A 12,829-nucleotide genomic window follows, 5' to 3' on the forward strand; every position below is an offset into this window, starting at 1 on the left:
TAGCCGGTCATCGCTGGCCGTATCCCTTGAGCTTCTCCACCACGTGCTCGATTTCCGCTGGCGGCAACAGAGCCGGAGTACCGGCGGATCGAGCCGTCAGCCACACCTGGCAGACCCATTCCAGTTGCTGCGCCCGGCTGTACGCACTCCCCAGCGAGTCGCCATAGGTGATCGTGCCGTGGTTGGCCAGGAGGCAACCTCGGCGATCGTCCAGGGCTTGCAGCATCGCGTCGGCAAGTTCGGTGGTGCCGTAGGTCGCGTACGGGGCTACGCGAGCCGTGGGGCCGATTGCCGCGAGCATGTAGTGGATCGGCGGGACTTCGGTGACCAAAGTGGACACTGCGGTGGCGTGCACCGAATGCGTGTGCACGACCGCGTTCACCGGGGCGGATTCCGGGTCGGTGGCGCGGGTGTACACGGCTAGGTGCATCGGGAGTTCGCTCGTCGGTTTCAGCGCACCGTCGGCAATCTTGCCGTCGAGGTCCACCACGGGGATGTCGGCGGGAGTGAGGGCGGCATAGTCAACGCCGGTCGGGGTTACCGCGACCAGGTCACCCGCCCGCGCCGACACGTTGCCTGAGGTGCCGACGACCAAGCCGTCCGCGGTCAAGCGGCGGGCGTACTCGCAGACCGCGGCACGCTCGTTCTCCAGGATCATTCACAGCCTCCACAGTCCGCGCGCGGCAGACAGGGAAGCCTGGTAGTCGGCGTAACCGCGCTCGTAGTCAGCCACATTTTCGGGCCGGGCCTCGACCGTTCGCGCGTTCGCGGCCCAGCGATCCCGATCGTACGGCGTTCCGAGCGCGTCCGCGGCGGTGAGCACGGCACCGCGCGCGCCGACGCCGGGATCGCTCGGGATCACGACCGGACGACCGAGTACATCGGCGAAAATCTGCAGCCATTCGGGCGAACGGACTCCCCCGCCGCAGGCGTAGAGCTGTCCCGACAGGCCGGCGGCGTCAAAGCAATGCCTTGCGGCGTAAGCGATCGACTCGCACAGCGCCCGGACCAGGTCGGCCCGACCGGTTTCGAGGCTCAGCCCAGAGAACTGTGCGCGTGCTCCGGCGTCGACGAACGGCGCGCGTTCGCCCGATACCGAAAGGAACGGCAGCGCGCGAACCCCGCTAGCGCCCGGCTTGCTGTTTGCCAGCAGCGGGTCGATTTCCTCGACGCTGATGCCCAGCAACTGGCAGGCCCAATCGATGCCTGCCGTGCCGACCATCGCGGGCATTGCGTGCAGGTACTCGCGCTCATCGGGCGTGCACAGGAACATGCCTGCGGGTTCTGCTTCGGGATCGAACGTCGGGTCGGAGGTGAGTACCTGACAGGCGAGCGTGGTCCCGGCGGTGAGGATGCCGTCGCCGGGTTTCCGTACGCCAGCACCGATCGCGCTGGCTGGCAGATCGAACGGCCCTGCGGTGACTGGCAATCCGACCGGCAACCCGAGCAGTTCCGAACCGCGCCGGTCGAGCCGGAACACCGACTTCGCCGGAGCTGGTTTCGCGAACAACGACCGGCGATGTCCCAGCCCGCAGGCCTCGATCGCACCGTCGTCGTAGCTGCGGGTGGCCGGGTTCAGGAACGGCAGCGACGCGTCCGAAACGTCGACTGTGATCTCGCCGGTGAGCCGCTGCAACACCGCGTCCACGCAGTATCCGGCCACGGCGGCACGGTCGAGCACCGCAGGTTCATGGGTGTCCAAATAGGACATGATGGCCGCGGTGCAGCCAGGGAACATGCCGGAACCGGTGCGCCGGAAGACTTCCGCGGTCACGCCGTCGGCCTGCCATTTCGCGAGCACCGTGTTCGCCCGGCCGTCGAGCCACGAGATCGCCGGGTGCACCGCGGCGCCTGCTTCGTCGCGGAGCCAGAGCCCGTCGCCCTGTCCGGTCAAGGCCAGCGCGGACACCGGCTCGGGCAGCGCGGCCGCGACCTCGCGCACCACCTTCGCGACCGTGCCGACGACCTGGTCGAGATCCTGCTCGACCCGGCCGCCCGGCAGGTGGTACACCTCGGACGGCGTGCACGCGCTCGCGATGGATCTGCCGTCCTCGTCGAACACCACGGCCTTGGTGAGCGACGTCCCGATGTCGACCCCGACAATCACGGCCGCCGCTCCAGTACCTCGGGATTCGCGAGGTTGGCCAGCTGCTCGCCGCGGGCGTACCGGCCGACTTCCGCGGCGACGATCGCTGCCGCTCGCTCGGCGGTCTGCCTGCTCGCGCCGGCGAGATGCGGGGTCGCGATGACGTTGGGCGCGTCGCGCAGCGCCCAGTCCGCCGGCGGCGGTTCGACGTCGTAAACGTCGAGGGCGAGCGCTCCGAGCCGTCCGGAACGCAGGGCGTCGGGCAGCGGCGCGTAGTCGAGCAGGCCACCGCGAGCGGTGTTCACGAGGACCGCGCCCTCCGGCAGGAGAGCGAGTTTGCTCGCGTCGATCATGTGCCGGGTTTCCTCGGTGAGCCGCGCATGAAGGCTCACTACTCGGCTCTGCCGGAGCAGTTCGTCAAGCTCGACGAGCTGCGCGCCATCGGCTGCCACCGCGGCACGGTCGGCATAGGGGTCGGCTACCAGGACGTTCGCCCCGAACGCGACGAGCACCTTCGTGACCCGCGACCCGATCGCGCCGTAGCCGACGAGCCCGACCGTGGTGCCGCCCAGCTCCAGCCCGGCCTGGTCGTAGGCGTAGTAGTCGCCACGCCAGGTGCCGGCGAGCAGTTCAGCCGAGGAGGTCGAGATCCGCCGCATCGCGGCGAGGATCATGCCGACCGCGAACTCGGCCGCCGCGCCCGCGTTGCGTCCCGGCGCGTACGTGACGGCGACTCCGGCCTCGGTGGCGGCGACGAGGTCGACGTTCACCGGCCCGCCGCGGCACACCGACACGAGCTTGAGCTCCGGCGCGGCGGCGAAGACCTTCTTGGTGAACGGGGCCATCTGCGTGACGACGGCCTCGGCACCGGCGAGTGCCTCGATCACCTGGTCTTCGGTACCGCTCGCCTCCAGCACGTTGCCGACCGGCCCGAACGGCTCGACCGGCCACGGCAGCGTCAGCTCGGCGACCTCGTGGCCGCCGCCGAGTTCCGCGCGGACGGCTCCGGCCAGCAGGCCGGGGCTGACGAAGTGGTCTCCCGCAGCGAGAATGTGCAACTCTGCTCCCTCACTCGCTCTGTGCCGATTGTGCGCCACGACGGACGCCTTGGTCAGTGGGCGTTCTCGTATTCGGTGATGTGCGCGACCTTGGTCGCGCTGGCCGACGCGGGATCGAAGCGGTACCCGACCCATTCGGCCACGATCTTCTTCGCCACCTCAGGGCCGATCGCGCGCGCTCCGAAGGTGATCACCTGGCAGTCGTTCGATTTGATCGACCGCTCGGCGGAGTACGAATCGTGCGCGACCGTCGCCCGCACGCCGGGCACCTTGTTCGCCGAGATCGCCATGCCGATGCCGGTGCCGCACACCAGGACGCCGCGGTCCGCTTCGCCGCGAGCGATGGCTTCCGCCGCGGCCAGCCCCAGCAACGGGTACGCCCGGTCGTCCGCCGCGTCGGGCACGCCGAGGTCGGTCACCTCGGCGACTCGTTCGTCGGCCTGCAGCAGGTCGCGCAGCTGATTCTTCAGTTCGACCCCGGCGTTGTCCGCCGCTACCACGATGCGCATCAGTCCGCGCTCCTTTCCAGCTCCTCGCCGACTGCAGTGACCAGCAGCGAGAACGACACCGCACCCGGGTCCGAATGACCCTCGCTCCGTTGCGCCAGCCGCGCCGCGCGTCCCTTCGCCGGACGCAAGTGCGCGGTCTCCTGCGCGGCTACGACCGCGGCTCCAGCGGCTTTCCGCCAGGCTTGCACTACTTCCGAGCCCGACTGCTCCCGCAGCGTCGCCCGGAACGGCTCGATCGCGTCGAGCATTGTCTTGTCGCCCAGTTCGGCCTTGCCCAGCTCGCAGAACGCGCGCACCGCACCGTCGACCGCGTCGGCGAGCATTGCCGTGGTGATGTCCCCGGCATCGACACCGCGCAGACCGGCACCGGTCTCCGCCAGCAGCACGCCGTACAACGCGCCCGAGGCACCGCCAGCCGCATCGGCGAACGCCGTACCGGCAGCCAGCAGCGCACCGGAAACCGTGTCCGGCTCGCGCCGCGCGGCAGCGACGGCGGCGCGCATCCCGCGCGTCATGCCGAGCCCGTGGTCTCCGTCCGCGGCCACCGCGTCGAGCCTGCCCAGTTCCGCTTCGTTTTCCTCGATGCTGCGCAGAGCCGCGGTGAGAACCCGGTCGACCACGCTGGTCCCCGGAGCCTCCTCGGTCAGCAATTCGTCCACTGTGGACTCAAGATCGACCGCGGTCAGCTCGGCACCGCTGGTGCGGTAGCCCGGGGTATCGCACGGCGCGGCGTACAACTCGGCCAATTCGTCGTCCAGCACCAGGATCGACAGCGAAACGCCGGCCATGTCGAGCGAGGTGACGAACTCCCCGACCTCGGAATGCACCGGACTGAGCCCGGCCTCGGCGAGCCGTTCGTGCACGCGGGTGTAGGTGACGAACATTTCCTCGTATTTGGTGCGGCCGAGCCCGTTCACCAGGACAACCACGCGGCCGTCCCCTTCCGGAAGCTCCGGCAGGAGGCCGTCGACCAATTCGTCGGCCAGTTCCGCCGCGGACAACCGGCCCACCGTGCGGACGCCCGGTTCGCCGTGAATTCCGAGGCCCAGCTCCATTTCCTGGTCCGCGACCGTGAACAGGGGCGTGTCCGCGCCGGGCAGCGTGCAACCGCCGAACGCGACGCCGAAGGTCCGCGTGCGAGCGTTCGCCTTCGCCGCGACCTCGTACACCGCGTCGAGGCTGTAGCCGCGCTCCGCCGCCGCCCCGGCGATCTTGAAGACGAGGAAATCGCCCGCCACGCCGCGCCGCCGCTCCGGTTCGGTCGCCGGGCCGCTCGCGATGTCGTCGGTGACCAGGATGGTGCGGCTCGGGATGCCCTCCGCCGCCAGCCTGCGAGCGGCGAGTCCGAAGTGGAGCACATCGCCTTGGTAGTTGCCGAAACCGAAGAGCACGCCGGCACCGTTGTCCGCCGCCCGAGCCGTGCGGTAGACCTGCTCGGCACTCGGGCTCGTGAACACGTCGCCGACGACCGCGCCGTCGGCCAGCCCAGGGCCGACGAGACCGGCGAACGCCGGGTAGTGCCCGCATCCGCCGCCGATCACGACCGCGACCTTCGAGCTCGCCGGGGCCTCGCGGCGGACGACGCCGTAGGCGTCCGGCACCTTCTGGACCGTGCGGCCGTACGCGGTGACGAACCCGTCGAGCCACTGCCGCTTGAACGTGTCCGGGGAACCCAAGGTGGTCATGGTTCAGTCCCTCGCAGCCACCGGCTCGCCGGCCAGGTAGGCCAGGAGCTTCAGTCGGACGTCGTCATTGCTCTCGGCCACCGCGCTGGCCAGCTCCAGCGCGTCCGGCTTCGGCGGGTACGTCGGGTTGGGCAGCGCGATCACGGTGAGCCCGGCCGCGGCCGCCGCCCGGATGCCGTTGCTGGAGTCCTCGACCCCGAGGCATTCGCTGCCCGATTTGCCGAGCCGGGCCGCCGCCTCCAGGTACACGTCCGGATTCGGCTTGCCCCGCGCGACCTCGGCGCTGGACACCGTGGCGGTGAACTCGCCGGTGAGCTGATGCTTTTCGAGCACCGCGTCGATCACCCGGCGGGCCGCCGACGACGCGAGCGCGACCGGGACCCGCTCACTGACCTCACGCACCATCGCACCCGCACCGGGGAGCAGCGGCGCTTCGCCCGCGTCGATCGAGGCGATCATGCCGTCGACCACCGCGCGTTCCACCTCGTGTGCCTGGTCCGGCACCCCGCACCGCCGGGCGAGATAGCCGGCCCATTCGGGCGCGCTCATGCCTTGCACCGAGGCCGTGTCCTCCGCCGTCCACTCGACCTGGTGACGAGCTGCGAAAGCGACCCAGTTCTCCTCCCAGAGGTGTTCACTTTCCACCAGGACACCGTCGAGGTCGAACACCACCGCGTCGAGAGTCATCCACCAGATCCCTTCAGAGAGCGAGCCCGCTTCACACGAGCAATGTTAAGTTAACAGCGAAGATGAGAAGTTCGCAAGGGTGTTCACACAAGGAGGGCACGAGTGGGTGCACGGCTGCTGCTCGCCAGGCACGGGCAGACCGAATGGCACGCGGAGAACCGCTACGCGGGCACCAGCGAGGTAGCGCTGACCGAGGAGGGGATCCGCCAGGCGGACGCGCTGGCCGCGTACGCCCGCCGGGTGAAACCGGACGCGCTGTTCTGTTCGCCGCAACGACGTGCCCGGCACACGATCGAACCGGCGGCCGAGGCACTCAACCTGGTCCCGGAAATCGTCCCCGACCTGCGGGAGACCTATTTCGGCATCGCCGAGGGCCGCACCCGCGACGAGGTGCGCGAGACCGATCCCGACGCGGTCAAACGCTTCCTCGCCGATCCGATCGCCGGCGCGTTCCCCGACGCCGACGATCCGGCCGCAGCGGCCAGGCGCGGGGCCCGCGCGCTCCGCTCGATTGCCGCCGCGACCAGCGGAACCGCACTGGTCGTCGCGCACAACACGCTGTTGCGGCTCACCCTCTGCGAGCTGCTCGGCATCCCGCTGTCCCGCTACCGCAGCGTGTTTCCGCGCCTGGACAACGCGGCCGTCACCGAACTGGAGGTGAGTGGTGACCGAACTGCCCTGGTGCGCTTCAACCTCCCAGTGGAACCGCGATAATCACGGCATGTCGAGCGAAAAGCCTGCCGCCCATCCCCGCGAGAACCGTCAGCAGAAGCTGACCGAGCACGTGTTCCGGCAGGGTTCGGCGACCATCGGCGAGCTCGTCGACCTGCTCGGCGTCAGCATGATGACGGTGCACCGGGACATCGACGAACTGTCCCGGCGCGGCCTGGTCCGCAAGTACCGCGGCGGGGTCTCGGCGATGCCGTCGACGGTGTTCGAGAGCAACGCCGAATACCGGATGAACGCGCACGTCGACGCCAAACGGGTGATCGCGATGCACGCGGTGGAGCAGGTCGAGCCGGGCATGTCGGTGCTGCTCGACGATTCCACCAGCGCGCTCGCGCTGGCCAGGCTCCTGGTCGAAGTGACGCCGCTGACCGTGGCCACGAACTACCTCGCCGCGATCGACGTGCTCAAGAACGTGCACGAACTGCGGCTGATCTGCATCGGCGGCGACTACTCGCCCACCCACGACTCGTTCCTCGGCATGCAGAGCATCGAGTCGATAGAGCGGCTCTCGGTGGACATCGCGTTCGTGTCCACCTCGGCGATGAGCACGTCGATGAGCTTCCACCAGGAGCCCGAGATCGTGATGATCAAGCGGGCCATGCTGGCCGCCGCGCGGCACAAGGTGCTGCTGATGGACCACAGCAAGATGAAGCGCACGGCGCTGCACCGGCTCGCGCCGCTGGACGACTACGACCTGCTGATCGTGGACGAGGGTGCTGATCCGCACTACGTCGACGAGATGCGCAGCCGGGTCGAGGTGCAGGTCGCCGAAGACCCTGAGAACTGATCGACTTCATAACACTCTTGCGTGCGAAGTTCACACAGTCCATGATACGTTGGATCTCGACGTCATGGAGGCGTGTATGAACGAGTCGGCAACAGCGGAGTTGCCCAAGTCGGGCTTCGGGCGCTTGCTCACGAAATGGGGGCTGCCCGCACCCCTGTTCCTCGGGTATGTCGGACTGCTCCTGTTCATGATCGGCGACGGAGTGGAATCCGGTTTCATCGCGCCGTACATGGCGGACAACGGCGCGGGCACGGAAATCAAGGCGTCGTACGTGATCACCGTGTACGGCGTCGCGGTGATGCTCGCGTCGTGGCTGTCGGGCGCGCTGTCCGAACTGTGGGGCCCTCGGCGGGTCATGATCATCGGCCTGGTCATCTGGCTGGTGTTCGACGCGCTGTTCCTGACGATCGGCCTCGCCGGCGGGAACTACGCGGCGATGCTGATCTGCTACGGCATCCGCGGATTCGGTTATCCGATGTTCGCGTTCGGATTCCTGGTGTGGATCACCGCGGTGGCCCCGGTCGCCCGGCTCGGCGCGGCGGTCGGGTGGTTCTACTTCGCCTTCACCGGCGGCCTGCCCACGCTCGGCGCGCTCGTCGCCAGCTTCACCAATCCGCTGTTCGGCCACTACGGCACGCTGTGGGTGGCGGTCGTGCTGCTCGGCGTCGGCGGGCTCGTGGCGGTGTTCGGCGTCCGGCAGCGCACGGGGTACCGCAGGCTCGCGCCGCCGGACGTGAAACCGGTGCAGAGCCTCGTTTCCAGCGTCTCGATCGCGTGGAAGAAACCGCGGGTCGGTGTCGGCATGATCGTGCGGGTCATCAACACCGCGCCCGAATTCGGCATGCTCGTGTTCTTCCCGACGATCTTCATCTCCCAGATCGGATTCGGGGAAAGCCGGTGGCTGCTGCTCGTTTCGGTGATCTACGGGACGAACATCTTCTTCAACCTGATCTTCGGCGTGCTGAGCGACCGGATCGGCTGGCGCACCACGATTTTCTGGTTCGGCGCGATCGGCTGCGCGATCTCGATCCTGCTGCTGTACTTCGTGCCGGTCGCGATGGGCTCGCAGTACTACTGGCTCGCGCTGATCGTCGGCGCGCTCTACGGCGCGACGCTCGCCGGGTTCGTGCCGATCTCCGCGCTGCTGCCGTCGCTGGCCCCGGAGCACAAGGGCGGCGCGATGGCCCTGCTGAACCTCGGCGCAGGCGCGGCAGCGTTCGTCGGACCAGCGATCGTGTCGCTGTTCCTCGGACCGGCCGGTGCCGCCGGAGTCGTCATCATCTTCGCCGCGCTGTATCTGGTGGCCGCGGTGCTGGTGCGATTCCTGAAGCTGCCTGAGGAAACCGAGAAGGCACTCGCGAGCGACGGCAGCTTGCAAGATGTCGAAGAAAGGGTCAGCACGGCGTGAACGAGCAGGTCTCGGTCGGCATCGACGTCGCCACCGCGGGGGTTCGCGCCTTCGCGGTGCGCGACGGCTCGGTCCTCGCCACCGCATCGGCGTCGCTGCCGGCACCGGTGCGCGCGGGCGGTGGCCGCAGCGAACAGGATCCGTCGGCGTGGTGGCCCGCGGTCGGTTCGGTGCTGAACGAGGTCACGGCCGCGCTGCCCGGCCGCGGCGCGGAAGTCGCGGCGGTGGCGATCGCGGCGACGTCCGGAACGATCGTCGGAGTCGACGCCGCGGGCGAACCGGTGACGCCCGCGTTGATGTACGACGACCGGCGCGGAGCGGATTACAACGCGAAAGCCGTCGAACTCGGTGCCGGACGGTGGCGGAAACTGGGTTCGGGTGTCTCGCCGACCGCGGCACTCGGCCGGATCGCCTGGCTGGCCGAGCACACCGAGGCGGTCGCCGTCCGGCACACGCCGGAGATGATCGCGGCGACACTGACCGGACATCCGGTCGCGGCGGATTGGTCGCACGCACTCAAAAGCGGTTACGACCCGTTGGCTGGGGAATGGCCGTCCGAGGTACTCGCCGGTCTTGGCGTGCCTGACGGAATGCTGCCTCCGGTAGTCGCGCCGACGAGCGTGCTCGGCGAAATCTCGGTGCCGGTCGCCGGGTTGCCTGCCGGATGTCTCGTGGTGGCAGGCATGACAGACGGATGCGCCGGACAACTCGCCGCAGGCGCGGTCGAACCAGGGCGATTTGTGGGAATCCTCGGAACCACCTATGTCCTGAAGGGTGTTACGGAATCGCTCGTGCCGGATCCCACCGGAGTCATGTACAGCCACCGGCACCCAGACGGCTGGTGGCTGCCAGGCGGTGCGTCGAACACTGGCGGCGAGTCCGTTTCGGACAGTCCGCGGCTGGCCGAGTTGGATGCCGCCGCAGCTGCGCGCGGTCCGGCCGAGGTCGTGGCTTTCCCGTTGCGGCGCAAGGGAGAACGTTTTCCCTTCGCCCATGGTGACGCCGAGGGTTTCGTCCTCGGCACTCCAACCGACGACGTCGAACTGCACCGGGCACGATTGGAAGGAGTCGCCTTCCTGGAACGACTCGCCCTGGACCATTTGCGGCATCTGGGGGTCCCGGTCCGCGAACCGCTCCTGGCAGCGGGCGGTGGCAGCAAGAGTCCTTTGTGGACGCAGATCCGGGCCACGGTGAGCGGGCTTGGGTTGCAAGTCGCACCGCAAGCAGAAACAGGCTACGGCGCAGCACTCCTCGCGGCGGCGGGGTGCACGTCGGGTGGGCTGAGTGCGGTGTGCAAGGGAATGCCGGTGGGGTCGTTGATTGAGCCCGTGCCCGGTGAGTCGGCGGCGATGTTGGCTTCGTACCAACGGTTTTGCCGAGAGCTGCGGGATCGTGGCTGGATTGACGACGAGCTGTTCACGGTGGCGGCGGGGTGATGCGACTGGAGATTTTGCGCGGCTGACTGAGACTTGGACCCCATCGTGGGCGCTGCCGGACGGTTGAGACGAGACAGGTCGAGTGCCTGGAAGGCGCGGGCGGGGTTGGAAGGCGCGGGGCCGGTCTGGCAGTCCGGCCAGCAAACTGGCGATTCTCGTCGCCGACGAGCTCGCCCAACCGCCAACGAGAGCGGCGAACTCGGAGCCTTGCGCGACCGGCAACTGAACGAGCCATCAGCGCGGCGAAGTCAGGAGGCCCGCAGGCCGAGGCCGAGCTAGAACGGCGACGCCAGCGGATTCGCAGCCGAAGCCGAGCCAACCCGGCCACGCCAGCAGGCCCGCACGTCGAAGCCGAACCAGCCCGACCACGCCAGCAAACTCGCACGCCGACGCCGACGCAACCCGACCACGCCAGCAAACTGGCGGGCCAGAGCCAAGGGCAAGGGAGCGGGCGAGCCAGCCCGGTCGCTCGCGAGTTGGGCTAGTCGAGACGGCTGGGGTGGCTCCGACGGTGCGGTCGAGGCGGTTAGCTGCGACCTGCGCGCGGGCGGCCGGGGCGGCGGCCGTTGCCGTTGCTGCGAGGGGTCGGCGGTTCGGAGGACTTGGCCGTTTGTTGCGGCCCCGCGGGCGACTGGGTGTCTGGGCGCGGGGTCGGCTGGGGCAAAGCCGGTGCGGACGAGCCGGTTGCTGAGGGGGCGTCGGTCGGTGACGTGGTTGATGGCTGGGAAGGTGCGTCAGCCGATGAAGACGTCGAGGTCTGCCCCGGAGCGGCAGTTCCCGAAGGGGCATCCGTCGGCGACGGAGTGGAGGCTTGCCGAGGAGCGGAAGTCGGCGACGAGGCGGAACCTTGCGGAGGAGCGGAAACAGCGTCCTCCTCCTGCGAGCCGAGGAAGCGCAACGCCTCCTGGACGGCTTCGTTGGTCGCAGCGATCCGGTCCGCGACCTTGGTGCGCAAGTCCAGGGCCAGGGTGCGCGATTCGGTGGCTTCGGTTTGCTTTTGGAGAGCGTCGGCGAGGGCAGTCTCTGCCTGCGCCTTCTTGATGGCGATCTCTTCCGACGCTCGACGGTCGGCCTCGGCTCGGGCTTGGGCGGCGGCCGCTTCGGCAGCGGCGTCGGCTTCGGCGCGGCGTCGGGTGGATTCCTCGTCGGCGGCTTGGCGGGCGGCTTCGGCTGCGGCGTCTGCCTCGGCGCGGGCCTGGGCGGCGGCTTCGTCGGCTTCGGTGCGGATGCGGAGGGCTTCGGCGTCCTTCTCGTCGCGGATGCGGCGGGCTTCGGCGTCGGCGGCTAGGCGGGCGTGCTGGGCTTCCGCATCCGCCTTGGCACGGGCTTCGGCGGCCGCCTCGTCGGCCTGGGTGCGGGCAGTCAAGGCAGCCTGATCGGCTTCGGCGCGGGCTGCTGCGGAGGCCTGGTCTGCCTCGGCGCGGGCGCGGTCGGCGGCTTCGGTGCGGGACGCGATTTCGGCGTCGGCCGCAGCCGTGCGGGTGGTGATGTCCTCGTTGGCCGCTGCGGTGCGGGTGGCGATATCCGCGTCGGCGGCGGCGGTGCGCGTCGCGATGTCTTCTTCTGCGGCGGCTAGGCGGGTCGCGATCTCCGAATCAGCCGCGGCGGTCCGAGTGGCGATGTCTTCGTTCGCCGCTGCGGTGCGCGTGGAAATGTCCTCATCGGCTGCCGCGGTGCGGGTCGCGATATCCGAATCGGCTGCGGCCGTCCGGCTTGCGATGTCCTCATCGGCAGCCGCAGTCCGCGTCGCGATGTCTTCGTTTCCTGCCTTCAGTCGCGCTTCCAAGTCCGCCAGGCGGGTCGCGATCTCCTCGTCCGCTGCGGCCGTCCGGCTTGCGATGTCCGCTTCCGCGGCGGCGATCCGGGACTCCAGATCCGCTTGTCGCGCAGCCAGGTCCTGCTCCGCAGCCGCGACGCGGGCGTCCAGGGCCTCCGAGCGCGCGGCCAAGTCGGCGTGGGTCTCGGCTAGCAAACGCTGGCGTTCCGCTTCCGCTTCTTTGGCCGCTTTGTCCGCTGCCCGTTGGGTTTCGTGGGCGTAGCGGTCCGCTTCAGTACGCGTCGAGGACGCGTCCGCTTCCGCGGAGCGGCGCAGGTCGGCGATTTCCTCCTCGGCCAGCTGCACCATCATCCGCACGCGCTCGGAGATCGCGCCGGCACCGGCCGGGCTTGAGGTGACTCGGACCAGCGCGGCCTTCGCCTCGGACAGCTCCGACTGGGCTGTCGTCAGGGCCTTCGTGAGTTCGCCAGCGGTGGCCACCGCCTCGTCGCGGCCGTGGGAGGTCGTCTTGAGTTCGCTGGTCAGCTGGGCGATGCGGGCGTCGACCTGGTGCGGGTCGTATCCCTTCCGGGTAACAGCAAAGGCGGGGTGCTGCGGCTTCTCGGGCGCGACCATCGGGCCACCTTAGTGATGCGGGCACCTGCGGCACGTACCGCCAAACGGCTGT

11 protein-coding genes are annotated in these 12,829 nt (G+C 69.2%); 4 read left to right on the forward strand and 7 right to left on the reverse strand.

Annotated features, from left to right (window positions below):
- Positions 1 to 7: 7 nt before the first annotated feature.
- The 6 genes from EIZ45_RS04280 to EIZ45_RS04305 are packed head-to-tail and all read right to left on the reverse strand — an operon-like array spanning position 8 to position 6,025.
- Positions 8 to 658, reverse strand: a complete 651-nt coding sequence (locus EIZ45_RS04280) for a class II aldolase/adducin family protein (RefSeq protein WP_037808161.1) — start codon at positions 656 to 658, stop codon at positions 8 to 10.
- Complete coding sequence (locus EIZ45_RS04285) at positions 659 to 2,107, reverse strand: FGGY-family carbohydrate kinase (RefSeq protein ID WP_134661961.1); 1,449 nt, start codon at positions 2,105 to 2,107, stop codon at positions 659 to 661.
- Complete coding sequence (locus EIZ45_RS04290; RefSeq protein WP_134661962.1) at positions 2,104 to 3,144, reverse strand: 2-hydroxyacid dehydrogenase; 1,041 nt, start codon at positions 3,142 to 3,144, stop codon at positions 2,104 to 2,106. The genes EIZ45_RS04285 and EIZ45_RS04290 overlap by 4 nt, the downstream gene beginning before the upstream one ends.
- Before the next feature lie 53 nt (positions 3,145 to 3,197).
- Entirely contained in the window at positions 3,198 to 3,653 is a 456-nt protein-coding gene (locus tag EIZ45_RS04295; protein ID WP_037808168.1) for a ribose-5-phosphate isomerase, read from the reverse strand.
- Entirely contained in the window at positions 3,653 to 5,338 is a 1,686-nt protein-coding gene (locus EIZ45_RS04300) for a dihydroxyacetone kinase family protein (RefSeq protein WP_134661963.1), read from the reverse strand. The genes EIZ45_RS04295 and EIZ45_RS04300 overlap by 1 nt, the downstream gene beginning before the upstream one ends.
- Before the next feature lie 3 nt (positions 5,339 to 5,341).
- Positions 5,342 to 6,025 carry an HAD family phosphatase gene (locus tag EIZ45_RS04305; protein WP_134661964.1) on the reverse strand — a complete coding sequence of 228 codons (684 nt, stop codon included), beginning with the start codon at positions 6,023 to 6,025 and terminating at the stop codon, positions 5,342 to 5,344.
- Between the two features lie 102 nt (positions 6,026 to 6,127).
- Between EIZ45_RS04305 and EIZ45_RS04310 the strand changes: the two genes are divergently transcribed.
- The 4 genes from EIZ45_RS04310 to EIZ45_RS04325 all read left to right on the forward strand — a co-directional run bounded on the left by EIZ45_RS04310 (position 6,128) and on the right by EIZ45_RS04325 (position 10,385).
- Positions 6,128 to 6,739 (forward strand): histidine phosphatase family protein, encoded by a 612-nt coding sequence (locus tag EIZ45_RS04310; protein WP_134661965.1) that lies wholly within the window; start codon positions 6,128 to 6,130, stop codon positions 6,737 to 6,739.
- A 7-nt stretch (positions 6,740 to 6,746) separates the two neighbouring features.
- Complete coding sequence (locus tag EIZ45_RS04315) at positions 6,747 to 7,541, forward strand: DeoR/GlpR family DNA-binding transcription regulator (protein ID WP_037808176.1); 795 nt, start codon at positions 6,747 to 6,749, stop codon at positions 7,539 to 7,541.
- A 76-nt stretch (positions 7,542 to 7,617) separates the two neighbouring features.
- Positions 7,618 to 8,949 carry an MFS transporter gene (locus EIZ45_RS04320; RefSeq protein WP_167756340.1) on the forward strand — a complete coding sequence of 444 codons (1,332 nt, stop codon included), beginning with the start codon at positions 7,618 to 7,620 and terminating at the stop codon, positions 8,947 to 8,949.
- Complete coding sequence (locus EIZ45_RS04325; protein WP_134661966.1) at positions 8,946 to 10,385, forward strand: FGGY-family carbohydrate kinase; 1,440 nt, start codon at positions 8,946 to 8,948, stop codon at positions 10,383 to 10,385. Before EIZ45_RS04320 ends, EIZ45_RS04325 begins: the two co-directional genes overlap by 4 nt.
- A gap of 526 nt (positions 10,386 to 10,911) precedes the next feature.
- Here the strand turns inward: EIZ45_RS04325 and EIZ45_RS04330 are convergent.
- The gene (locus tag EIZ45_RS04330; protein WP_134661967.1) at positions 10,912 to 12,777 is read right to left on the reverse strand and encodes a hypothetical protein; all 1,866 of its coding nucleotides are present in this window, start codon (positions 12,775 to 12,777) and stop codon (positions 10,912 to 10,914) included.
- Between the last annotated feature and the right edge of the window lie 52 nt (positions 12,778 to 12,829).

The organism is Amycolatopsis sp. CFH S0740, assembly GCF_004522315.1.
Taxonomy (GTDB): domain Bacteria; phylum Actinomycetota; class Actinomycetes; order Mycobacteriales; family Pseudonocardiaceae; genus Amycolatopsis; species Amycolatopsis nivea.

Excerpts from the sequence above, each read along its gene's own strand:
- EIZ45_RS04280 (WP_037808161.1), bottom strand. The coding sequence starts at position 658 with ATGATCCTGGAGAACGAGCGTGCCGCGGTCTGCGAGTACGCCCGCCGC.
- EIZ45_RS04295 (WP_037808168.1), bottom strand. The coding sequence starts at position 3,653 with ATGCGCATCGTGGTAGCGGCGGACAACGCCGGGGTCGAACTGAAGAAT.
- EIZ45_RS04300 (WP_134661963.1), bottom strand. The coding sequence starts at position 5,338 with ATGACCACCTTGGGTTCCCCGGACACGTTCAAGCGGCAGTGGCTCGAC.
- EIZ45_RS04305 (WP_134661964.1), bottom strand. The coding sequence starts at position 6,025 with ATGACTCTCGACGCGGTGGTGTTCGACCTCGACGGTGTCCTGGTGGAA.
- EIZ45_RS04315 (WP_037808176.1), top strand. The coding sequence starts at position 6,747 with ATGTCGAGCGAAAAGCCTGCCGCCCATCCCCGCGAGAACCGTCAGCAG.
- EIZ45_RS04320 (WP_167756340.1), top strand. The coding sequence starts at position 7,618 with ATGAACGAGTCGGCAACAGCGGAGTTGCCCAAGTCGGGCTTCGGGCGC.
- EIZ45_RS04330 (WP_134661967.1), bottom strand. The coding sequence starts at position 12,777 with ATGGTCGCGCCCGAGAAGCCGCAGCACCCCGCCTTTGCTGTTACCCGG.